Annotated in this window: 18 protein-coding genes and 1 tRNA gene; 10 read left to right on the top strand and 9 right to left on the bottom strand. The window is 32.4% G+C overall.

Going from position 1 to position 24,524, the window contains the following annotated elements:
• Nucleotides 1-8: 8 nt before the first annotated feature.
• Nucleotides 9-1,280: a serine--tRNA ligase gene (serS, locus tag H526_RS0112615; RefSeq protein ID WP_027393334.1), complete on the bottom strand. Its 1,272-nt coding sequence runs from the start codon at nucleotides 1,278-1,280 to the stop codon at nucleotides 9-11.
• Between the two features lie 857 nt (nucleotides 1,281-2,137).
• On the opposite strand from serS, the gene H526_RS29090 reads away from it, so the two are divergent.
• Together H526_RS29090 and H526_RS0112625 are read left to right on the top strand one after the other, a co-directional pair.
• Complete coding sequence (locus H526_RS29090; protein ID WP_155839685.1) at nucleotides 2,138-2,296, top strand: hypothetical protein; 159 nt, start codon at nucleotides 2,138-2,140, stop codon at nucleotides 2,294-2,296.
• A gap of 147 nt (nucleotides 2,297-2,443) precedes the next feature.
• A complete protein-coding gene (locus tag H526_RS0112625) occupies nucleotides 2,444-2,821 on the top strand; it encodes a hypothetical protein (RefSeq protein ID WP_027393335.1) in 378 nt (125 codons plus the stop codon).
• Between the two features lie 73 nt (nucleotides 2,822-2,894).
• Here H526_RS0112625 and H526_RS0112630 read toward each other — a convergent pair whose 3' ends face one another.
• On the bottom strand, nucleotides 2,895-3,698 hold the full coding sequence (locus H526_RS0112630) for a tetratricopeptide repeat protein (RefSeq protein WP_027393336.1): 804 nt from the start codon (nucleotides 3,696-3,698) through the stop codon (nucleotides 2,895-2,897).
• Nucleotides 3,695-4,255: an RNA polymerase sigma factor gene (locus H526_RS0112635; protein WP_027393337.1), complete on the bottom strand. Its 561-nt coding sequence runs from the start codon at nucleotides 4,253-4,255 to the stop codon at nucleotides 3,695-3,697. The genes H526_RS0112630 and H526_RS0112635 overlap by 4 nt, the downstream gene beginning before the upstream one ends.
• A gap of 97 nt (nucleotides 4,256-4,352) precedes the next feature.
• Between H526_RS0112635 and H526_RS0112640 the strand changes: the two genes are divergently transcribed.
• From H526_RS0112640 to H526_RS0112655, 5 genes are all read left to right on the top strand, one after another.
• Entirely contained in the window at nucleotides 4,353-4,802 is a 450-nt protein-coding gene (locus H526_RS0112640; RefSeq protein ID WP_035085472.1) for a hypothetical protein, read from the top strand.
• Nucleotides 4,803-4,809: 7 nt separating this feature from the next.
• The gene (locus tag H526_RS0112645) at nucleotides 4,810-7,545 is read left to right on the top strand and encodes a CHAT domain-containing protein (protein WP_027393339.1); all 2,736 of its coding nucleotides are present in this window, start codon (nucleotides 4,810-4,812) and stop codon (nucleotides 7,543-7,545) included.
• Between the two features lie 321 nt (nucleotides 7,546-7,866).
• Nucleotides 7,867-8,103, top strand: a complete 237-nt coding sequence (locus H526_RS0112650; RefSeq protein ID WP_035085474.1) for a hypothetical protein — start codon at nucleotides 7,867-7,869, stop codon at nucleotides 8,101-8,103.
• A gap of 18 nt (nucleotides 8,104-8,121) precedes the next feature.
• Nucleotides 8,122-8,280 carry a hypothetical protein gene (locus H526_RS31800; RefSeq protein ID WP_155839686.1) on the top strand — a complete coding sequence of 53 codons (159 nt, stop codon included), beginning with the start codon at nucleotides 8,122-8,124 and terminating at the stop codon, nucleotides 8,278-8,280.
• Nucleotides 8,281-8,373: 93 nt separating this feature from the next.
• A complete protein-coding gene (locus H526_RS0112655; RefSeq protein WP_081415614.1) occupies nucleotides 8,374-8,955 on the top strand; it encodes a M23 family metallopeptidase in 582 nt (193 codons plus the stop codon).
• Between the two features lie 33 nt (nucleotides 8,956-8,988).
• Here the strand turns inward: H526_RS0112655 and H526_RS29095 are convergent, their stop codons facing one another.
• The 6 genes from H526_RS29095 to H526_RS0112685 all read right to left on the bottom strand — a co-directional run bounded on the left by H526_RS29095 (nucleotide 8,989) and on the right by H526_RS0112685 (nucleotide 15,695).
• Complete coding sequence (locus H526_RS29095; protein ID WP_051336139.1) at nucleotides 8,989-10,884, bottom strand: ATP-binding protein; 1,896 nt, start codon at nucleotides 10,882-10,884, stop codon at nucleotides 8,989-8,991.
• A gap of 38 nt (nucleotides 10,885-10,922) precedes the next feature.
• Complete coding sequence (locus tag H526_RS0112665) at nucleotides 10,923-12,242, bottom strand: HTTM domain-containing protein (protein ID WP_027393342.1); 1,320 nt, start codon at nucleotides 12,240-12,242, stop codon at nucleotides 10,923-10,925.
• On the bottom strand, nucleotides 12,239-13,171 hold the full coding sequence (locus tag H526_RS0112670) for a bifunctional riboflavin kinase/FAD synthetase (RefSeq protein WP_027393343.1): 933 nt from the start codon (nucleotides 13,169-13,171) through the stop codon (nucleotides 12,239-12,241). The genes H526_RS0112665 and H526_RS0112670 overlap by 4 nt, the downstream gene beginning before the upstream one ends.
• A 210-nt stretch (nucleotides 13,172-13,381) precedes the next feature.
• The gene (gene pth, locus H526_RS0112675) at nucleotides 13,382-14,020 is read right to left on the bottom strand and encodes an aminoacyl-tRNA hydrolase (RefSeq protein ID WP_027393344.1); all 639 of its coding nucleotides are present in this window, start codon (nucleotides 14,018-14,020) and stop codon (nucleotides 13,382-13,384) included.
• An 86-nt stretch (nucleotides 14,021-14,106) separates the two neighbouring features.
• A complete protein-coding gene (locus H526_RS0112680; RefSeq protein ID WP_027393345.1) occupies nucleotides 14,107-14,727 on the bottom strand; it encodes a 50S ribosomal protein L25/general stress protein Ctc in 621 nt (206 codons plus the stop codon).
• Nucleotides 14,728-14,753: 26 nt separating this feature from the next.
• Nucleotides 14,754-15,695, bottom strand: coding sequence for a ribose-phosphate pyrophosphokinase (locus tag H526_RS0112685; RefSeq protein WP_027393346.1), 942 nt, complete (start codon nucleotides 15,693-15,695; stop codon nucleotides 14,754-14,756).
• A gap of 156 nt (nucleotides 15,696-15,851) precedes the next feature.
• Between H526_RS0112685 and H526_RS0112690 the strand changes: the two genes are divergently transcribed.
• The 3 genes from H526_RS0112690 (at nucleotide 15,852) to H526_RS0112700 (ending at nucleotide 24,367) form a co-directional block, all read left to right on the top strand.
• Nucleotides 15,852-15,933: transfer RNA gene (locus H526_RS0112690), tRNA-Leu, on the top strand.
• A 345-nt stretch (nucleotides 15,934-16,278) separates the two neighbouring features.
• Nucleotides 16,279-23,448 (top strand): BspA family leucine-rich repeat surface protein, encoded by a 7,170-nt coding sequence (locus tag H526_RS30885; RefSeq protein ID WP_051336140.1) that lies wholly within the window; start codon nucleotides 16,279-16,281, stop codon nucleotides 23,446-23,448.
• A 4-nt stretch (nucleotides 23,449-23,452) separates the two neighbouring features.
• The gene (locus tag H526_RS0112700; protein WP_027393347.1) at nucleotides 23,453-24,367 is read left to right on the top strand and encodes a PorP/SprF family type IX secretion system membrane protein; all 915 of its coding nucleotides are present in this window, start codon (nucleotides 23,453-23,455) and stop codon (nucleotides 24,365-24,367) included.
• The last annotated feature ends 157 nt before the right edge of the window (nucleotides 24,368-24,524 follow it).

Genomic DNA, 24,524 nt, shown 5'->3' on the forward strand with positions numbered 1-24,524 from the left:
TAAAAGAATTAGTCGATATATTCAAACCCACAATAAGGTACTAAAACATCTGGTATTTTAATCCCTTTAGGCGTTTGATAGTTTTCTAAAATACCAGCTAATACTCTTGGTAATGCTAGAGAACTTCCGTTTAATGTATGAGCTAATTGATTTTTACCATTACCGTCTTTATACCTTAGTTTTAAACGATTGGCTTGATAAGATTCAAAATTAGAAACAGAACTTATTTCTAACCAACGATCTTGAGCGGTAGAAAACACTTCGAAATCATAGGTAAGTGCAGCTGTAAACCCAATATCTCCTCCACATAATCTTAATATACGATAAGGTAATTTTAATTCATTAAGAATTTCCTTTACATGATCTACCATTCCATCTAATGCCTGATAAGAATTTTCAGGTTTTTCGATACGTACAATTTCTACTTTATCAAATTGATGTAAGCGGTTTAACCCACGAACGTGAGCTCCATAAGAACCTGCTTCTCTTCTAAAACAAGGAGTGTATCCAGTACAGCAAATTGGGAGATCATTCTCATTTACTAAATCATCTCTAAACATATTGGTTACCGGAACTTCTGCCGTAGGGATTAAATATAAATCATCTGCTGTAACGTGATACATTTGGCCTTCTTTATCCGGTAATTGGCCAGTACCATAACCAGAAGCTTCATTTACTAAATGAGGAACTTGATATTCTTTATATCCAGCATCTGTATTTTTATCAAGAAAATAACTAATTAGGGCACGTTGTAATCTTGCTCCTTTTCCTTTGTAAACTGGAAATCCGGCACCTGTAATTTTTACTCCTAGTTCAAAATCTATGATGTCATATTTTTTTGCTAATTCCCAATGCGGTAAAGCTCCTTCTTCTAAGGTTGGGATATCACCTTCTCTAAAGACTTCTTCATTATCCTCATCAGTTTGTCCATCAGGAACAGAAGAATGTGGAATGTTAGGAATTGTATATAATAACTCAATAAGTTCAGCTTTTACTTTTGGAAGTCTATCTTCTAAAGTATTCATGCTTTCCTTGATTTGAGAAGCTTTTTGTTTTAATATGTTAGCTTTTTGTTGTTCTCCATTTTTAAACAAAACTCCAATTTCTTTATTCAATTTGTTAGAGTCTGCTTTGATATTATCCAACTTGGACTGTGTAGCACGTCTTTCTTCATCTAAATTGATTACTTTTTCTAGAATTGGAGCAGCATCAAAATTTCTTTTGGCTAATGCAGCAATATATTCTTCTTTATGTGCTATGATTTGTTGTGCAAGTAACATGGTTTTTGTTTTGGGCGATTCCACTCGCTTCCTCGTGGTCGGGCTATCCGCTATATCTTTTGTTTTTCCTTCTACAAGTTCAGGATGATAAAACAAAAGGATGTCGCTGTTATCCCTTTCGCATTAAAGCAGCAAATTTAAAGAAAAGGTTGGTTTTGTATGAATGAGAAAGAATGAATTTTTTAAAAAAGATGAACCTTTTATTTTTTAGACTTATTTCTAGACTTAAAATAGATGATATTATTCGGTGATTACTTGGGGTAAACAATAAAAAAAGCTATGCAACAATGCATAGCTTTTGGGTAATATGACGATGTGGGATCTTGGGGATCAATATTTTTTATGTATGGATTATATGTTTCTTTCTAGAGGCAACTCTCGGTTACTTATTTTATGTTTCATATAAACAACACTAATTTGTTATTTTCTCTGATGTAAAAATACTACAGGTCTTTTCAATATTTTCTTAAGATTAGGTGGGAGTATAGTTTCTATAGACCAAATCTAATTTTCTATCGCCCAAAGGAAATTATAGTGATGAGGTTGATTTGTTTCATTTTCCTTGAAGACGTTTTGGGTTATTATTTTTTTGAGGAATTCTCCCCATTTTTATAAAATAAATTAAATTTTCTTGTGCTGTTTATCGATTTAATATCAACTCTTAACGAAAAGAAACTTTGCTTGAGTAACACTTTTTAGATTTAAGTTATTAACTGATTAGAGATGATTTTCTAATTAATGAAGTAAGTAAGAAGTAAGTGATACATAAAATAGTATAAGAAATGATGTGATCAAACGACACAAACCTTGAGTGTCGATAAATGTTCAGGGCTTACAAATCATTAAATATTTCACATATGAAAAAATCAATTTTAAACATCGGAAAAACTTTAAGTAGAGAGGAATTAAAACAAATCAATGGACAAAGTGGAGGTTATTATTGTCCAGGTGGTAATAGCGAGCCGAATGCTCCTAGATGTCCGGTTCCTTGTTTTATGGGTAATTGTTTTTTGTAAATTAATTGTAAACGAGATTGTCTTATTTAAGATAATCTCGTTTTAAATATACTTATTAGCTGCTAAAAACGCACTTAATCTATGTAATGTTTTTATTATTGGAGGTTTTTTCCTACATTTTTATTGAATGAATTAAAGATACCATTTATGAAACTATGTTGTTTTTTATTTACAGTACTTTTCATTCACACAATTTCTGCTCAGAATATAGATGATTACGACGCCGTTATCATTGATTTTATTAAAGGATATAATTATCTATCTCCCACAACGATTTTTGATTTATTAGATGAAAAATATCAGCAGACAAAAACTATTGATGATATTGATCAATTTTTAGAAAGCCATAATAAGACATTAGGCATGATAGAAGACTGTAGAGTAATTTCAAAAAAGAATGGAGAAACGTCATACATCATGCAAGCCGAAAAATCCGTTATGATTATGAAATTTGAGTTTTCTGATCAAAATAAAATTACTCATTATGAGTCAACGGTATTACAAGCTTCATTACCTACATTCTAAAAGCGATTTTGAAAAAATAAGGACTAGATAAAATTTGTCTTATTTAATATGCGGTATTTCCCTATATCAATAATTAAGTTTTATAATTAACTATTTCTTCAAATAATTCCTTAGCTTCTTTATTCTTAGAATATGAGTTTTTAATAATAACTTGGAGTATTTTTTTACATTTATCTAAATCTTTTGTTTTTAAGTATAGGAGTGATTTGTACCAGTATCCTTTTTCGGAGTCAATAAGGTCACTATTAATTAAAGTATCTAAACTCTCTTCAGCCGAAGAATAGTCACCTAGTTCCCAATGAGATATTGCCTTGTATACATATAAAGTACTATTATCCTTATCTTTCTTTAGTAATTTGTCAATATAAATTATTGCTTCTTGATAGTTTTCATTTTTAAAATTATTCTCCGCCAAAGCTAAATCAGGATCTACTTCATTAGGGTTTCTAGTAACTAAGGAAGGTAGTTCATAAGTGCTGTAATTAGTGTAAATTTCCTCAATAGTCTTTTGGTTTTTTTGAAGGTAAAAATTGATAAGCAGTGCAAATAGCGCAACAGCAGCAACAGCAGAAAAATAGGTTAATCTTCTTATTTTATTCTTACGCTTGTTACTGGTTGTAGCCTTGTGTATTACTTGTTTTAATCTATCTGCATTATTTCGATATAAAGTGGTATATTCTTCTACTTCTGTTACATCTATTTTTGAAACATAACTCCATTCTTCTTCATTTAGAGTTTCAAAAATTTGCTTCTCTAAAAGAAATTTTTCTTTAAAATTTTGATCATTGGCAATGGTATCCAAAAAATCATTCCGTTCTTTTTCAGAAAGTTGATTTCTTAAAAAGCGTTCAATTAATATGTCTTCTTCTAAACTCATAATTCTTTTAATGAATTATATCTACTATCTTTTTTAATTAATTCTGCCAAACGTTTTTTGCATTTAAACACGCGTTGTCGAACAACCAATTCAGAGGAATATTCTGTGTTGGCAACAATTTCTTCGTATGGAGTTTTTGCAAAAAAAAGTGTTAAAATCTCTTTACAATTTCCGGTAATTTCTGCAAATTTTTCAATAAACAGTTCTTGTCTCTTTTGCTCTAGAAGGGCAAATGAACTATCTATATATTCATCATGTACTTCAACTTTTTCTACATTTGTTACCCTTTTTTTATGAAGATTTAATTCTCTTCGCCATAAGTTTTTACAAATTGCCATTAAATAGGCATCAAAATCTCCCGAAATACTAAACTTTTCTCTTTTGTATCGAATTATTATCTGAATCAATGATTTTTGAAATATATCTTCTGCATCCTCCGTATTTCCGCTATTTAGAAGGATAAATTTTTTAATTGAAGGGAAGTTTTTATTATATATCTGAGCAATTATTTTTGAATCTTCTTTTACGAGCTCTTTTAAAAAAAAATTACCGTCCATATGTAAATGTTAAAAAGCAAAAATAAAATTTTATACTTTTACGTGGGTAACATTTTAAGTTTTTATGAAGAATAGGAAAATAAAAAACGTAAAAAAAATGAGGAAAAACATTATTTTAGGAGTACTAAGTTGTTTGTTCTTCTTTGCTTGTGAGCAAAATGAGGAACCTACAGAAATCGAAGGAAACGCTAAATTCGATGATTTAACTTTTGTAGATGGAACTCCTGTTCAGTATACCATCGAAGATATAGAAGTTGTGGTTATTTATGAAGTAGGAACTACAGAATCTCAGAAAGCTGAAATTAGAGCGAGGCACGCGACTGAATACGGCCAGGTTAATGTAACTTCCTGTTCATTAAATCCTAATGGAGAAATCTGGAGTTATAGAGATTTGGTGATTCATAATTGGGAAGATGCCCCATATCAGGAATTGAATCATAGAGCTACGGATCCTATTGAAGCAGAAGATCCGGTAGAAAAATCTGTACTTCTTAAAATTGATTATAGAACATATTCAATTAATGATCCAAATATTGTTTGCGATTAATTAAATATTGAAGATTAAGATTAAGAAATATAAAATCTTTTTTTGGCTACTTATTGGGCATATTCTGCCTATAAGTAGCCAAAATTATTATAAACAATTTGTAGAACTCAAAGAAAGTAAAAAGATAATTGAGGAGATAGAGAGTGATCATCTTTTGGGCTTAACAAAAGATACGACCCATATTCTAGAAATGTCTCATTTTTTTTCTGTACAGTGGTACAATAAAAAAAAATATGATCTAGCGATAAAGTATGCGAAGATTGAGATAAGTCATTTTAATGATCAATTAAAAAAAAGTGTTTCTTATGAAAATGCGCTTTATAATTTAGGGAGATTTTATTTTAAAAATAGAGAATTTACTAAGGGAGTTTGGTGTTTTAATAATGTGATAGAAGCTAATATTACAAGAATTAAAGTAGCGAGATCATATGGAGAGTTAGGTAAATATTATAGACGAAAAGGAGAATTATATAAAGCTTTAAATTACTCCAAAAAAGGAATTTACTTATTGGAAACAGATTCAAGTAAGAAAAGTTCGTTAGAATCAAGTCTTTTATCTTTGTATATCAACACTACGATTATTTGCGATGAGTTAGATACCAAAACATCCTCTAGGCAAGGTGTTGAATTATTAAAAAATGCGGATAGTTTAATACAATTAAACGAAAAACTACTTTCACAAAAAAACTTTTATTCGTTAAACGCTACTTATGCAAATTTATACGCTAATGCGTACCTGAATGATTTTAACAAATCCAAATATTATTACATTAGGAATTTAGAAAGAGGAATAGAACAAAAAGACTCCTCGGTAATTTCTAATTCATATGTGAATTTAGGGGAATTGTATTTTGATTACCAAAAAGATAGTGCGCTATTCTATCTGCAACGTAGTTTGATATTTAATAAAAATAATAAAAACAGAAAGGCTGAAAGTTATAGAAATATTGCAAACTATTTTAGAGAACAAGGGAATTATAAATTAGCTCTTCGAAATATTGAAAATTCATTGGGTTGGAGTTTTGGACTAAATGGTGAGCTAACTAATCCCACGCCATCTGAACTACAATTGTTCGACACGGATGATAGAAGAAATGTTTTTAGAGCGTTAAGAAGTAAAATAATAATTCTATTTGATTTATACGAAAAAACTAAAAATCTTAAGTACCTAGAACAGGTAATCAATACAGTAACAATTAGTGATCGACTTGTTACTGTAATTATAGAGAATAGTTTCGAGATTAATACAAAATTATTATGGCGTAAAGAGGCTTCTGATACCTATACCATGGGAGTACGAGCAGCTTATCTTTTGGGAGATAATGCTTCTATATTCCGTTTTATGGAAAAAAACAAGGGCTTATTGCTAATACAAGGTGTTAAAGAAAATACGATTCAATATGACTTGCCAAAAGAATTATTGGACAAAAGATTACGGCTAAAAGAGAATATTTTAAGTCTAGAGGATAACATAAATCAAAATCAGGATATCTATAGTAAAGAAAAAGATTCCTTGTTCGAATTTAAAAAGTCATATCAAGCTTTTAATGATTCGCTCTACATGGTAAATCCAAAATACTTTGATAAAAAATTAAGAATAGAGCCGTTTGCACTTTCACAAGTAAAGGAAAAATTAGATTCGGATACAGTAATTATTTCATATACCCTCGATGAACAAAATGCTGAAGAGAAAAGTGTTTTTGGACTCGTAATCACTTCTAAAAATACATTCAGTTTCAAAGTAAAAAACGCCAATGATTTATTGGTTAATTTAGATGAGTATCGAAGGTTAATATCGAGGCCCTTAAAAAAGAAAAAAGAATTGATATCTTTTAAAGATGTTTCTTACGCTATCTATCAACAACTTTTTCCTGGAGAGCATTTTAAAAAAATGATTAAGAATAAACATTTGGTGTTTATTCCTGATGTTGCTATGCAAAACATCCCTTTTGAAGCTTTTAATGTAAGTGCGGAATCATTGAAATATCTAATTGAGCAAAATGATATTAGTTATACATATTCTGCATCCTTTTTAGAACATAACAGTAAAACCGAAAGAAAAACCAAGCTTAATTTTGTTGGATTTGCACCAATTCAGTTTTCAAATCCCAATCTTCCAGAACTAAGTACTACCGAAGAAGAGGTTTCGTCGATAAATACTATTGTAAAAGGAGAGTCTTACTTGTCGGATCGGGCAAGTAAAGAAATGTTTCTAAAAATGAGTGAGGATGCTAAAATTATACATTTGGCTACTCATGCAAATTCTGGAGAAAAGCCTGAGATTTACTTTTTTAAAGATACTATTAAGCTTCATGAGTTATACACATATAAAAATAATTCAGATCTCGTAGTGTTAAGTGCATGTCAAACTAACCTGGGGAAAATTAATAAAGGAGAGGGTGTCTTTAGTTTAGCAAGAGGGTTCTTTTATGCTGGGGCCAATACCGTTATTTCATCCTTATGGAATGTTAATGATACTTCTACTTCTAATATTATGAAATATTTTTATGAAGATTTAAATGCTTCTTCATCTAAAGTAGAAGCCTTAAGTAATGCTAAACGAAAATACCTAAAAGAACATTCATTATCTGAGATGTCCCCATATTATTGGGCTTCTTTTGTGCTGATTGGTGATACTGATCAAGTTTTTGAAAACAACTTCGTTCCCTACTATATCATGGGATTTCTAATTTTTATCTTTTTTATTTTTATTTTTTTTAAAAAAATGGGTAACAAATCATAAAAGTATGAAGAGTTAGGAGAAATGAAGTTCATTTTGAAAGACTCGATACTACATATGATCACGTTAATATTTTAAAGAGAATAAGGTCTCTTGCAATAAAGAAGCATCGATTTTTTTTAAAACAAAGTCATCTTTCTTATGTATTTCATCATAGGTTTTTATGAAAACATGCTTTTATTAAAGCAGTTTTATGAATCCACAGCTATTATAGACTAGAAATAATGAAAATATAGAAACAACTACCGGTTGTATAAATGTATTGACACAAACCTTGAGTGTCGTAAAATGTTCAAGGACTTAATCATTTTAAATTATTTACTTATGAAAAAATCATTGTTAAACTTAGGGAAAGCACTTAGCAAATCGGAACAAAAAGACATTCACGGAGGAAGAGGAGGTTTTGTGGCGTGCGGTTGTTCTTCGGATTATATTTTAGAAGGAGGAGAATTTGTAAATGGTAGCGAGTGTTCATTTGTTGCAAATGGTACTGCATGGGGAGATCCTTTTCCAGGAGGTCGTTGTTTAGGAAGTGTACAAAATGGAATGTGCTGTGTTTAATGTAAAATTAATTTAATGATGAAAAAATCAATTTTAGATTTCGGTAAAGCGTTAAGCAAATCGGAACAACAACAAATTAACGGAAAAGGGAATATCTACTGGTGTGCAGGAGGTAATTCACATACCACTAATCAATGGTGTCCAGTTCGCTGTTTTATGGGGAATTGTTTGTTGTAAATTAATGATTATCGAGGTTGTCTGAAAAGGGAGCCTCGTTTTTTTAGTTTTAATTGACTCAATGGCTAAGAGTATATATCGTATATTTAATATATGATCACCAGTGCTACGCGTCGTTTTTTAGCCTCACTTTTGATTCTAATAGGTTCATTATATCGAAATAAAAGAACCCGAAAATTTACATTAATCCCTTTGGTTGTAATTGGATTAGGATTTTTGGTTCCCCAAAAAATGATAATTCCTGTACAAGGAGCTACTATAAAGGATTGGGATGACCATTCGTTCTGGGCATATCCTTGGGGAAGTTCAGTCACGCATAAAGGGATTGATATTTTCAAGGAAAAAGGCACCGATGTAATTTCATCTACGCACGGCATTGTGATGTATACCTATGAAGGAGGAAAAGGAGGGAAGACAGTCATGGTTTTGGGTCCTAAATGGCGATTTCATTATTATGCCCATCTTGATGAGGTTGATGCTTTTCCGTTTCAACCAGTAGCGTCCGGAACCAAATTAGGAACAGTAGGAAATACTGGTAATGCTTTAGGTAAACCTCCTCATTTACATTATGCGATCACAACACCGTTTCCTTATTGGTGGTTAAGAGAACCAGAAGTTATACAAGGAAATCGTAAAATGTTTTATCTAGACCCGGATACGTGGCTTAGAAAGTAATACGTAGTAAGAATTCTTACATGTTTTTTAATTTTATACAGGGATTTCTATATTAACTACGGTGCCTCTATTCTCTGTAGAATCTATCATCATTTTACCAGATAAAGGACTTAGTCGGTTTCTGATATTTTTAAAACCAATTCCGTCTTTTATTTTAGAGGTGTCAAAACCAATTCCATTGTCCTCAAAAAGAAGCTGTAATGAAGTTTGGTACTCATTTAGATAAATATCTATATGATCGGCTTTAGCGTGTTTAAGAGTGTTGGTTAATAGTTCTTGAACGATTTTGAATAATTCTTCTTTTAAAGGGCTTTCAATTTCATTGATCTTTTCTTCTGGATGAGGGTTGAAGGATATATTTTGATTACTCCCTTGTTGGATATTATTTACATACTCCTTTATAAGCGTAGAAATACCATTGTTTTGAAACTTTTTGGAAGCTAGATTATGTGATAAATCCCTGACTTGATGATAAGTCTCATCTATTTGTTTTATAATTTTTGTTTGTAACGTTCCGTTGTCATTAGAGCTAGAAAGTTGCAATTTAATACTAGCTAAATTTCCCCCTATACTATCGTGTAATTCTCGTGCAAGACGTTTTCGTTCTTTGTTTTGGCCATCCATAGTGGCATTTATCAGGTTGAGCTCTTGGTCTTTCATCAACCCGTGAACTTTTTGAGAATTGACTTGTTTCTGAGATTTGTTTAATTCAATTTGTGTTTTTAATTTTTGGAAGTATACAAATAACAATGCTATTACTGGTAGCAATACTACCAAAAACCCTATAAGGAATGCTTTTTTAATAGTTCGTTGTCTTTTAAGTTCACTTTCCTTAAGTAGCTTTTCTTCCTTAAGTGATAGAATTTCTTTTTCCTTTTGTAAAGTTTGATACTTAACTTCCATCTCCTTTACAATCGCTTTATTTTGATTCTTAAGAATTTGGTTAGAAATAGATAAATATTGAGTCATCAAATTATAAGCATTTTCATAATCTTTGTCCGCTACCTTAATGTCTTTAAGTACCATAATAACATCTCTTTGTAGCTCAAGTTTATTCCATTGCATAGTATTTACGTAGGCAGTGGACAGGATCATTTCTGCATCTTTAACATGCCCTTGGTTGTAATAAACGATTCCCATTCGTATCACCGCATCTATATAGAGATCATAGAATTTACTTTCTAACGCGATGTCTTTTACAGATCTAAAATACTCGAGCGCGTGTTCTAGGTTATTTTCAAAAAAATCAATTCTACCAAGTTTTAATTGAGTCTCTAGTCGAATTTTATTGTTTTCGTAAATTTTTAATTCTTCTAAAACTTCAAGATATGTGGATTTTGCTTTAGAAATATCTTTCTTGAAAAAGAATACGTCTGCAGATAATTTTTTTGCTAGTACTTGGACATCATTATCCTTGCTTTTTTGAATACAAGTTTCGAATACAGATAAAGCTGTGTCATATTCTTTTTGATGCAAATACACTGTTCCTAACCCTAATTGATGAATATAATGCATCCTATTCATTTCAGAAATCGAAGAAATAGCAATACCATCTAAATGATGTTTCATTGCATCATCAAATAACCCTTTTTCTAGTTTACCTTTACCAAGGATATTATAAGACTTGGATAGATAGAGATTGTAATCAGAAAAATTATCCTTTTCTATAAGAATCTCGTTTTTTAGAAGTTCTCCGTAATGCAGTATAGAGTCTGTATTTCCTGACTCTATATGGATTGCGGCAATCGTATCAATAAACTTAACTTTTTCTAGAAGATCTTTTGCATTTTTTAGATTCTTATAGTAATATTTGTCTACGGTATTAGGGATTTTTCCAAAAGAAGAATACCAGTCTTTCTTTTCCTGAGCCTTGCTAGAAAATGAAACTAGTATAATTAATATTAAAAACCTCTTAATTAAAATACCCATAATATTACATTGAAGATATGTTATCAATATAAAAACACCTATTCTTTGTCATATTTAATAACCCAGGGATTAGTCGCAAAATAATTCCATTTTACACTTGTTAGATCAACATCTGGATCTATTAGTACCCTCGATTTTTTACGATTTACAGAAACTCTGCTTTTTACATATACAGCTATATCTCTTCCTTCTTTTTGGTGTTCTTTTTTGAGAAATTGAGCAAACTGCCAGATTGCATCAGGCTTTGTGTTTACGATACGGCGTTGTTTTTTTGATAAATACTGATTCTTGTCTATTTTAACTCTCTTACAAGTATTGTCATTAAATTCTACATAAAAATTAGTATATCCTGATCTGCCTCGTAGCATCATTCTCCAGCTTAGCTTATGTCCTTCTTCTGTCCATAAAACGTCACCTGGAATAAACCAATGACGAATTGGTAAAGTAAGTTGAATTATAAACCAAATTGCCAATGCTGGGATTAATAATTTTCTGTATGATGGAACAATTAACTCATTTGCTGAGTAGAACTCTTTTTTAGGCATAAAAAGACTATGAATACGTTCTTTAGAAAAGAAAAAGACCGTAAACGCTAGTGATAAGTATGGGAATATTCCAATTTGAAATACAATAGAGTTAAAAAGATGAAAAAAGATACTAATAATAAATGCCGCTAAGCGTGTTTTTCGCCATAGCAGTAGGGGGATGATTAGTAAATCAAATAAAATTCCAAAATATGCAATAGCTACATGAGCCCATTTTTGTTGTAATACTTCTCCAACAATAGGATAGTCTGCTCTAGATAACATTAAGTTTCTAGCTACACTAAAGTCTAGCCAATCTGGGTATAGTTTAGCAACAGAAGCATATGTGTAAACAATCCATAACTGCACTATTATGAATAGAATACACCATCTAGGCATAGAGATTCGTTTAAGTGCTGGATTTTTCTTAACATCTAAAGAAAAATAATTTCCGGCAGGTAATGTACTCATAAGAATACACAGTAATAACAGGAGATAATAATGATTGTTGTAAGAAGCTTTTTGCATATAATAAACACCAGCCCAAAGAATAGTATAAGAAATCATACTCCAGCTGTATTTAAAACCTATCATAATAAAGATTCCGAAAACTCCCATAAGGGCGAAATAATAGTACATTCCGCTTCCTGGAAGTGGTTGTAGAAAATCTAATCCTATAAAATTAAAGGTAAATTGAGGCTCTACAAGAGTTCTTCTAACCCAACCGGTAAGAATAGCACCAAAAGATTCTGCAGTAATTAGAAACCCAAAAAATACTCTAAAGATTATTAAAGCACTATTGTCTATTTGTGTAAATAACCAACGATTGATCATACCGTAGAATTTATGTAATCTCTAGAAAAATCTTCGTCATCTTGCATTGCATTTTTTAAATCTTCGATAGAATCGAATTTTTTCTCATCTCTAATACGAATGAGTATTTCGATCTGTATTTTCTTTTCGTAAAGGTTAAATGAAGCATCAAAAAAATGAGTTTCAATAGTTTGATGTGTCCCATTTACTGTGGGATTATTCCCAATATTCATCATCCCGAAATACATCTTGTTATTGATATGGGATTTTACAACATATACTCCTTTTTTTGGAATCAGTTTGTAATCCTCTTCTATATGAAGATTGGCCGTAGGATATTCTAGCTTGCGTCCTAATTCTTTGCCTTTTATTATTTTACCAGTTAGCATAAAATTGTACCCCAAGTATTTGTTCGCTTTAATAATGTCTCCTTCGAGTAAAGCCTCTCGGATTTTAGTAGAACTCACAGCAACATCATCAATATCTTGTTTGGAGATTTCTTCTACAGTAAAATCATTCTGAATTCCGAAAGAAGCAAGATCTGTAATATTAGAATTGCGATTGCGTCCAAAACGGTGATCGTAGCCAATAATTACGTGGCGAACATTTAGTTTGTTTATCAACATTTCTTCCACATATTCTTTTGCAGAAAGACGAGAAAATTCTTTTGTAAATGGATGAATTACTAAACTATCTAACCCAGTTTTTTCTAAAATTTGTATTCGCTCTTCAATTGTGTTAATGAGCTTTATGCTTGTATCTTTTTGCAAAACCATCCTGGGGTGCGGGAAAAAGGTAAGAATAACAGATTCTAGATTATCGCGTTTAGCAGCATCTACTAATCGTTCAATTATCTTTTTGTGACCAATATGAACACCATCAAAAGTTCCAATGGTAACAACCGATGGAGTGTGATTATCATATGTGTTAGCGTCGGTATAACGTTTCATCCGTTAATTTTTATTTATTTTTTTAGTAAAACGGAATTCGTAATTGTACGCGATAATTACTTTCAATTGAGTATATGTATTTTGTTTCAAGAAGATTATTTTAATTAAAACCGTGTAGGATTCATCTACATTTATCTAATTCTTATTACAATGTCTTGGTAGTAAGAATTGTTAGCTATAAAATTAAGCAAATGTTGTGAGATCTACTATTTATTTTCCGTTAAAGGTATTCATTGTGTTAGCTAATCCTGCGCTAACAAAGGATTTGATAAGCGCAATTCCTTTATCTAACCGTTCTGGCATGGCAGCTTCTTCTTCAGAATTCCATTCTCCAAGAACATAATCCACTTGTCTGCCTTTGCTAAATTCTGCTCCAACACCAAACCTAAATCTACAATACTTTGATGTATTAAGTTGTGCTTCAATATCTTTTAGTCCATTATGTCCTCCAGCGCTTCCTTTTGCCTTAACTCTGATCGTACCAAAAGAAAGATTGATGTCATCGGTTATAATTAAAAGGTTCTCAATAGGTACTTTTTCTTTAGTTAGCCAATATCTTACAGCTTTTCCACTAAGATTCATATATGTATTAGGCTTTAATAGTAAGATGGTGCGTCCTTTGTGCTTATAAGTTGTCACATCGCCAAGCTTCTCGGTTTTAAAATCAAGATTTTCTTCTTTTGTCAGAGCGTCAAGAATTTTAAAGCCAATATTATGACGAGTGTTATGATACTTAGGTCCAATATTACCAAGACCTACAATAAGAAATTTTTTCATGAGATCTTCCTGGGTTTCTTCTTTTGTATTTTGAGTTTGATTAGAGAATATTTTTCTAAATAGAGATAACATTGGTGTTTCTTTTTGGTAAAAATAAAAAAAGCACTCTGAAAATAGAATCAGAATGCTTTTTGATTGTTATCTCTGCAAAGAAAAGATTACGCTTCAGCAGCTGGTGCTTCTGCAGCGGGTGCTTCTCCTTCAGTTTCTTCTTCCTCATCATCAGCAACCGCTGTACGAGAAGTTTTAACCATACAGATTACTGTGTTTTCTGGGTGTAGAATAGAGAAATCTTCGCTAGCTACATCAGTAACATATAATTTGTTTCCAATTTTAAGCTCAGTGATATCTCCTTCAATTAAATCTGGTAATTTAGATGCTAAACCTTTTACTTTGATACGTCTTAAGTTGTATCGTAAAACACCACCATTACGAACACCACGAGAGTTTCCAGTTGTTCTGAAAGGAAGTTCTACAGTGATTGGCTTATCATCAAAAATCTGAATAAAATCGATGTGTAAAATTCTGTCAGTTACAGGGTGAAATTGAATATCCTGTAAGATGGCATTGATTTTTGTACCATTATCCAACGCTATTACCACGGTATGAACGTCTGGAGTATACACTAAGTTTTTAAAAGCAATTTCTGGCGCTGCAAAGTGTATAATAGTGTCTCCACCATAAATAACACAAGGTACCTGTCCAGCATTACGTAAGGCTTTTGTTGCTTTTTTACCTACGCTTTCTCTTTGAGATGCATTGATTGTTAATGACTTCATTTTAAAATATATTAATAATTATTAATTTACATTATAAATTTAGAGCTAATAGACTCGTTGTTATGAACTCTATTCATAACATCTGCAAATAAATTAGCACAAGTAATTACTCTAATTTTATCACTTTTTTGTTTTAGGGGAATAGAGTCAGTTACGATTAATTCCTCTAGTTTTGAGTTTTCTAATCTTTCATAAGCTGTTCCAGAAAGAATAGGGTGTGTACATATTGCTCTAACACTTTTTGCTCCTCTTTCCATCATAAGATCAGCAGCTTTAGTAAGTGTACCTGCAGTGTCCACCATATCATCTACTAATACTACGTTTTTACCGGTCACATTTCCTATTAATTCCATATGAGAAATCACATTAGCTTTAGCGCGTTGTTTGTAACAAATAACTACATCGCTTTGTAAAGCCTTAGAATATGCATATGCTCTCTTAGAACCACCCATGTCAGGAGAAGCGATTGTTAAATCACTTAAATTTAACGATTGTAAATAAGGTAAAAATATAGTTGATGCGAATAAATGATCTACTGGTTTTTCAAAAAATCCTTGAATTTGATCAGCGTGCAAGTCCATAGTTATGATTCTTGTTGCACCTGCAGTTTCTAGCATTTTAGCAATAAGCTTTGCAGCAATAGGAACTCTTGGTTTGTCTTTTCTATCCTGACGTGCCCATCCATAATATGGTAGCACAGCAGTAATATGTCTTGCCGAAGCTCTTTTAGCAGCATCTAACATTAACAACATTTCCATTAAATGATCAGAGTTTGGATGTGTAGATCCAATAATAAATACCCTAGACCCTCTTACTGATTCTTCAAAAGAAGGCTGAAACTCACCATCACTGTAGGTAGATGTAATGACTTTACCTAATTTCGCACCATATGCTTTCACAATTTGTTCTGCGAGTTCAGTACTTTGGTTACAAGCAAAAAATTTTGCTTCTGTAATTAAATTAGGCATAGGGTAAAATGTTGTTTTGTAATGAGTTAAAACTTATTTTTTAAAAACAAGGTGCAAATTTAAAAATTTATTTCTACTCTGACTCGTATTTTATTACTTATTTAATGGATGTGATAAAATATTTTTTTAATTTTGCCGTCCAATTCATTCAAAGTTGCTCAAGTGGCGGAATTGGTAGACGCGCTGGATTCAAAATCCAGTTCTTTCGAGAGTGTGGGTTCGATTCCCACCTTGAGTACAAAAAAACCTGATAAATAGATGTTTATCAGGTTTTTTAATACTCAATTTTAATATTTTCTATCCTTTTTTGTGCAAGAAAAGAACACCAAAAACATTATTTATAGGTTTCAAATTATAATTTGAAACGTCTTCACTAACATTAATACATAGTTTTGATAAAAATGAAATGAATCTTGCTTATGCAATTTAGGTTCATTTTGGAAACTAAATTAAAAACAACGGTTTTCAGGGTTGTCTGGGGTAAGAAGAGACCATAGTTTTGTTTGCGTAAATATAAGGTCATCCCTAGTAATGGTTGATTTTAATTTGGTTTACAAGGAAAAATTGATTTTAAAAATTTCTTATGATAAAAAAAATACACTTACGTACCATACTGTATTTGCTGAGTTATAGTTTGTTAATAGTTCCTTTATTTGGTGGATATTCTTTAGAACATACTATAGAAAAATCTGAGTTTACCAGTTTTGTTGGAGAGTTTACTTCGATTTGGGATACAACACAACCAGGAACTTCTTTAGATAATGAAATAACGATTCCTACTAATCCGGCATATACCTATAATTATACAGTAGATTGGGGAGATGGATCTTCGGACACTGGTATTACAACCGATATTACTCATACCTATGCTACATCTGGAATATATACTGTAAAAATAAGTGGTGATTTTCCAGCTATTTATTTTAATAATTCAGGAGATCGAGAAAAGATTATAGAAATTTTGGAGTGGGGAATTATAGAATGGTTAACCATGGAGAATGCCTTCTATGGATGTAGAAATCTTAATTTTGACGCGATAGATTCTCCAAACTTGTCCCAAGCAACCTCGTTGAAAAATATGTTTAGGGGGTGTCTTTCGTTTAACGGTATTGTTAATAATTGGGATATAGGTACAATTACAGATATCTCGGGAATGTTTTATGACGCAGAAATATTTAATAGGCCTTTAGATAATTGGAATGTAATAAATGTAACTGATATGTCCGAAACTTTTCGGGATGCAGAATTGTTTAATGAACCTTTAGATAACTGGAATACAGCAACGGTAACCAACATGCAAGGTATGTTTGATGATGCTGAACGTTTCAATCAAAATATCAATAATTGGGATGTGTCAAATGTTACCGACATGTCAAGAATGTTTCTTGATGCTAGTGCATATAATAATCCTCTGAATAACTGGAATGTTTCTAATGTTACCAATATGTCTCAGATGTTTGATGATGCTAATTCATTTAATCAAAATATTAATAATTGGATAGTGGATAATGTTACGGATATGTCCGGGATGTTCTCATGTATTAATTTTAACCAACCTTTAGATAATTGGAATGTTTCAGCTGTAACAGATATGTCATCAATGTTTTCTGTTAATCGTAATTTTAGTCAGCCTATTAATAATTGGGATGTATCTTCAGTTACCAATATGGATACGATGTTCTTTTTTACAGTTTTTAATTTACCATTGGATCAATGGGATGTAAGCGGGGTTACTTCTATGAATTCAATGTTTAATAGAGCGTTATTTAATCTGCCATTAAATGATTGGGATGTGAGTTCTGTAACTTCTATGTCTAGAATGTTTGGTGGAAATACTTCTTTTACTACACCATTTAATCAGCCCTTAGATCAATGGAATACATCTGCTGTTGTAAATGTTTCAGGTATGTTTGGTTGGTCAGCATTTAACCAAAATATTAATGATTGGGACGTATCTAGCGTTACAAATATGTCAACAATGTTTGCAAGTAACACGATTTATGACCAACCTTTAGACAATTGGGCTATATCTACTGTTACGAATACGCAAGCAATGTTTAGTGGAGCAACAAGTTTTAATCAGGACATAACAAATTGGGATACTCAAAACATAACTAATATGAATGTAATGTTCAGTGGAGCCCAAATGTTTAATCAAAATTTAGCTTCTTGGAATATTACCTCGGTTACGCAAATGGGTAATATGCTGTCTAATTCGGGTTTGTCGCAAGAAAATTATGATAATATCTTGATAGGATGGGCATCACAAGCAGTGCAATCAAATGTTTCTTTGGGAGCCTTAAATATTCGTTATTGTGATGGTAGAATTGCTAGGCAAGAACTAATAGATAATTTTAACTGGACTATTACAGGTGATATTGTTAATTGTACCAATGTTTTTTGTACAGAAATAATCTCTCCTTTAGATGGTGCAACAGGAGTGCCAGCTAATTCTGATATTGTATGGAATGCTGCCCCGCAAGCAACGGGTTATTTAGTAAGTTTACGAAGAGAAAACGGTGGTGCTACACAAGTGATTTATGACAATGAAGATTTGGGAAATGTTACTCGTATCACGTTTACTAATGAATTTCTGGATGGAGATGTTGTATACATTACCGTCGTTCCTTATAATGCTGAAGGACCTGCAGAAAACTGTGATGAAATAAGTTTTTCGGTAGTATCCTCTTGGCAAAATAACCCTAATGCATATAGAATACAGATTGATACCCGAATAGATGGTTTTGCTACAACACCTTTAGATCAATTTGAAGTAGAAACAAATAATGATTTTACCTATAATATAAATATCGATTGGGGAGATGGAGAATATGATAATAATGTAACTTCTGATATTATCCATACGTATGATGTTCCTGGAATATATAATGTAGCCATTATAGGAGAGTTCCCTAATCCTTATTTTGGAGTTTTTGGAGATGGCGAAAAAGTACTTTCTATTGATCGATGGGGAACATTCGAATATCTATCTATGGAAAAAGCCTGTAATGATTGCGAAAATATGATTTACAATGCTACGGACATACCTAATTTATCACAGGTGACAAGTATGAACGAGATGTTTGATGGGGCTGTTTTATTTGATGCAAATATTAATGATTGGGATGTGAGTAATGTTACAGATATGAGTGGTCTTTTTAATCGTACCACTGCTTTTAATCAACCTCTGGACAATTGGGTCGTTGATAATGTTACGAATATGTCGAGAATGTTTTCTGCCGCTACTAGTTTTAATCAACCTTTGGATGCTTGGAATACATCTAATGTAGAGTTTATGTCAAGTATGTTTAGATCTGCAACTAGTTTTACTCAAAATATTAATGGTTGGGATGTTTCGTCGGTAACAAATATGGCATCAATGTTTGAGGGTGCTAGACTATATAATTCTCCTATGGACTCATGGGATGTTAGCAACGTAACCAATATGGCAGGAATGTTTAAAAGAGCATTGATCTTTAATCAATCTTTAAATGCTTGGGATGTTAGCAATGTAACTAATATGGCAGAGATGTTTAATGGTTTTTTTCTAGATATGGAGTTTAATGCATCTTTAAACGATTGGGATGTAGACAATGTTACCGATATGAGAGAAATGTTTGCGTATTGTCCTCAATTTGATCAACCTCTAAATAATTGGAATGTTGGAAATGTTACAGATATGTCAGAAATGTTTCATGAAGCTTCTGTATTTAATCAAGATATAAATTCTTGGAATGTGACCAATGTAATCACTATGCAGTCCATGTTTGAGGATGCTTTGGCATTTAATGAACCACTTAATAATTGGGATGTAAATTCTGTGGTAAGTATGGTTTCTACTTTCCAAAATGCCCAAGCATTCGATCAACCATTAAATGCTTGGAATGTAAGTGCAGTTGCCAACATGACTTCTATGTTTAGAAGAGCTAATGCATTCAATCAACCCATCGATAATTGGAATGTGAGTTCTGTAACACTTATGACTTCTATGTTTGAAAGTGCTTCAGCTTTTAATCAGAATTTGAATCCTTGGGATGTTGCTGTGGTAACAAATATGGATTCTATGTTTAAGGATGCAATTGTATTTGATCAATCATTAGATAGTTGGGATACAGGAGAGGTTCAGAATATGCAGGAAATGTTTAGTGGCGCTACTGCATTTAATCAAAATATTGATTCTTGGAACGTTTCTTTTGTAACGACTATGGAAGAAATGTTTAGAAACGCTACATCTTATAACCAAGCAATGGATTCTTGGAATGTAGCTTCGGTAACTACGATGGAAGGAATGTTTCAGGGTGCTACTTCTTTTAATGAAGCTATTAGCAGTTGGAATGTAAGAGGAGTAAATACGATGGCATATATGTTTGATGGAGCTACTTCTTTCAATCGATTATTAAATAATTGGAGAGTTAGTGGAGTTCAGAATATGGATTATATGTTTAGAAATGCCAGTAGTTATAATCAAGAAATGAATATGTGGGATATAGGTAGTGTTAGTATGCAATCTATGTTAGAAAATGCTACGGCCTTTGATCAGTTTCTCGGTGATTGGAATATAAGTAGCGTTAGCAATATGTTAGATATGTTGGATAATACTTCATTAACAAGAGAAAATTATGATAGTACATTAATTGCTTGGTCAGAACAGGCATTGACTACAGGAATTAATTTAGGTGCAGAATCATTGCTTTATTGTGATAGTATAGATGAAAGACAATCCATGATCGATACCTATGGATGGATTTTTACAGATGATATTCGGGATTGTCCGATTCCAGTATGTACACAGCTAACATCGCCTGAAAACGGCGATGTAGATGTGCCAATAAATACAAACCTTGTTTGGGAACCAGTTCTGTATGCAACTGAATATGTGCTTACAATTACGCTTCAACCAAGTGGAACCATAATTAATGCAACTGTTACTACAGAATCTTATGAATTTATGGCTAATGAACTTGTCGGTTCTACTAGCGTAACAGTTCTTATAGAGCCTAGAAATGACGAAGGTACCGCCACAGGTTGTGTTGCCGAAACATTTTTTCTGTCAACAAATCCTGCTACGGTGCCAGATTGCACAATATTGGTAACTCCTTTGGCTGGAACTATTGATGTTACTATAACAACCGATGTTTCTTGGCAAGCAATTGCTGATGCTGATGGTTATTTTTTAACAGTAGGTACATCTACAGGTGGGAATGATATTTTAAATAATGAAGATGTTGGCAATGTTACCACTTATGATTTGACAAATGATTTACCGGAAGATACCGAAATCTTCGTTACTATAACCCCGTATAACGAAGAAGGAAATGCAACTGGATGTGCAGAAGAAAGTTTTACTACAGAGTTGATTCCTGTTGTGCCTTCTTGTACTACGATTTCGGATCCTTTAAATGGAGCAACTAATGTAGCAATCGATACAGATTTAAGTTGGAATAGTGTTGATGGAGCCACAGGTTACTTGGTTTCTGTAGGAATCACTCAAGGCGGTATTGAAATAGCGAATAGTATTGACGTAGGAAATGTAACTATATATGATTTTCCAACGGATCTTATTGAAAACAGAACTTTTTATGTAACAATTATACCATATAATGATGTTGGTGACGCAGTTGGATGTATGGAAGAAAGTTTTAGAACAGGAGAATCTACACTAAATGATCCTCCAGCATGTACCACACTTACTATTCCCTTAAATGGAGCTGTAGACATTGCAATAGGTAGTAATTTAACATGGAGCAGCAGTTTTAATGCGGATGGATATCGATTAACAGTAGGAACAAGTTCTGGAGCCACAGATATTATAAATAATCAAGATGTTGGTAATGTTACTACTTTTGATTTACTAGCTGATTTGCCAGAAGGGACAGAAATATTTGTTACAATAGTTCCTTATAATAGTTTTGGAGATGCTACAGGATGTTCAGAAGAAAGTTTTACAACAGAAACTATAGCGACGATTCCAAGTTGTACAACTTTATCAATTCCTTTGGATGGAGCTACTAACGTTTTGATAGGAACAGATTTAAGTTGGAATTCAATTTCTGATGCTACAGGATATCGATTAATAGTTGGAACAAGTTCTGGTGCTACAGATATTATAAATAATCAAGATGTAGGTAATGTAACGACTTTTGATTTGCCAGCAGATTTGCCAGAGAATACTGAGATTTTTGTTACCATTATTCCGTATAATGCGGTTGGTGATGCTACTGGATGTTCAGAAGAAAGTTTTACTACAGAAACTATAGCAACGATTCCAAGTTGTACTACTTTATCGATTCCTTTAGATGGAGCTGCTAACGTTGGGATAGGAACGGATTTAAGTTGGAATTCAATTTCTGATGCTACAGGATATCGATTAATAGTTGGAACAAGTTCTGGCGGAAGTGATATTATAAATAATCAGGATGTTGGTAATGTAACGACTTTTGATTTGCCAGCAGATTTACCGGAGAATACTGAGATTTTTGTTACCATTATTCCGTATAATGCCGTTGGTGATGCTACGGGATGTTCAGAAGAGAGTTTTACTACCGAAACTGTTGCAACGATTCCAAGTTGTACTACCTTATCGATTCCTTTGGATGGCGCTACTGATATTTCTATAGGAACGGATTTAAGTTGGAATGCAGTTTCTAATGCTACAGGATATCGATTAATAGTTGGAACAAGTTCTGGTGGGAGTGATATTATAAATAATCAGGATGTAGGTAATGTAACTACTTTTGATTTACCAGCAGAATTACCAGAGAATACTGAGATTTTTGTTGCCATTATTCCGTACAATGCCGTTGGTGATGCTACGGGATGTTCAGAAGAGCGTTTTACTACCGAAACTGTTGCAACGATTCCAAGTTGTACTACTTTATCGATTCCTTTGGATGGAGCTACTGATATTTCTATAGGAACGGATTTAAGCTGGAATTCAATTTCTGATGCTACAGGATATCGATTAATAGTTGGAACAAGTTCTGGCGGAAGTGATATTATAAATAATCAGGATGTTGGTAATGTAACTACTTTTGATTTGTCAACTGATTTACCGGAGAATACTGAGATTTTTGTTGCTATTATTCCGTACAATGCAGTTGGAGATGCTACAGGATGTTCAGAAGAGAGTTTTACTACAGAGACTTTAGCAACGATTCCGAGTTGTACTACATTATCTAATCCTTTAAGTGGAGATACAGATGTTTCTGTAGATACAGACATAAGTTGGAATGCAGTTTCTGATGCTACTGGATATAGACTAACAGTTGGGACGAGTTCTGGTGTTACGGATATTATAAATAATCAGGATATTGGTAATGTTACAACTTTTGATTTGCCAATTGATTTACCAGAGAATACTACAATTTTTGTAACTATTACCCCATACAACATATTAGGAGATGCTACAGGATGTTCTGAAGAGAATTTTATCACAGAAAATCCGATAATTATTGTAGAGGATGATACCAAATACGGGTTTTCTCCAGATGGTGATGGAATTAATGAATTCTGGGAAATTGACGGAATTGAAAATTACCCTGGAAATACTGTCTCTATTTATAATCGTTGGGGAGATATGGTATTTGAAATTTCAGGATACAATAATACTTCAAGGGTTTTTAGAGGTGATGCAAATCGTCTAACCAATCTTGGTGGTGGTGCATTGCCAGAAGGCACCTATTTCTTTAGTATTAATATCCCCCAAAGTAATTCTCTAAAAAAACTAAAAGGATTTTTAGTTTTAAAACGATAATTTTATGACAAAGCATATATATAATGTGCTAACAATACTTATTTTGTTAGTATGCAAGAACTCTATACAAGCTCAGCAAACACCAGTGTTTTCTGATTATTATTATAATCCAGTATTAATCAATCCTGCTCATTCTGGATATAGTCCGGATACAGAGGTAAGCTTAAGTAATTTTGGATACCTAAGTGGGTTTGAGGGAAGCCCAAGAACGTTTTCAGGAATTCTAAATACAAGTGTTTTTGATGATAAGGTTGGGATAAGTGGTGGTTTTATAAGTGATCAAATTGGAGTCACTTCTGCAACAACGATTTTTGGATCCTATGCTTACAAAATATTGTTAGATGAGAATTATAATAGAGCACGTTGGTGGAATTATAATCCTAATGTATTATCATTTGGATTAACTACGGGAGTACTTTTCTTTAATGAAGATCTATCACGATTAAATATACAAGGAGATCCAAACTTTGAAAATGATGTTAACGTGACTGTTCCAACTTTTGGTTTTGGAGCTCTTTATAATCATAATAAACTTTATATTGGATTTTCTGTGCAAAATTTGTTCTCTGATAGTATTGCTTCTGACCAAAATGTAAATATTCAAACGCCATATTATTTATATGGTGGTTATAGATTGTATCTCAGTAGATTCCAAGAAATACGGCTACAGCCAAGCATGTTAGTTAAGTTTGAGGCTGACGCGCCTGCTCAGTTTGATTTTAATGTATCTGTTAATTATAAGAATAGAATAGAAGTCGGAGGAGGTTATCGAAGCAGTTCATCATTTAATGGACTTATTGGACTTTATTTTCTGGAGAACTGGCGTTTTGCCTATAGTTATACTGCATTTGATAGAAATACTCCATTTAATAATACAAATGGATTTATTCTTACATACAAATCCGGAGAAGGATTTTGATCTAGGGTAGAGATAAATTAAAATTATATCTTTTATAATCTGGACCACCTCAATATTATACTGGATTCTTCTGAGCGGTAATAAATTATATTTCTAAGATCAGCTTTTGTCTGTAGTAAATTATGGAGAATGGTTTTTGGTGCGAAATTCTATTGAA

This window comes from Aquimarina latercula DSM 2041 (genome assembly GCF_000430645.1).
Lineage (GTDB): Bacteria > Bacteroidota > Bacteroidia > Flavobacteriales > Flavobacteriaceae > Aquimarina > Aquimarina latercula.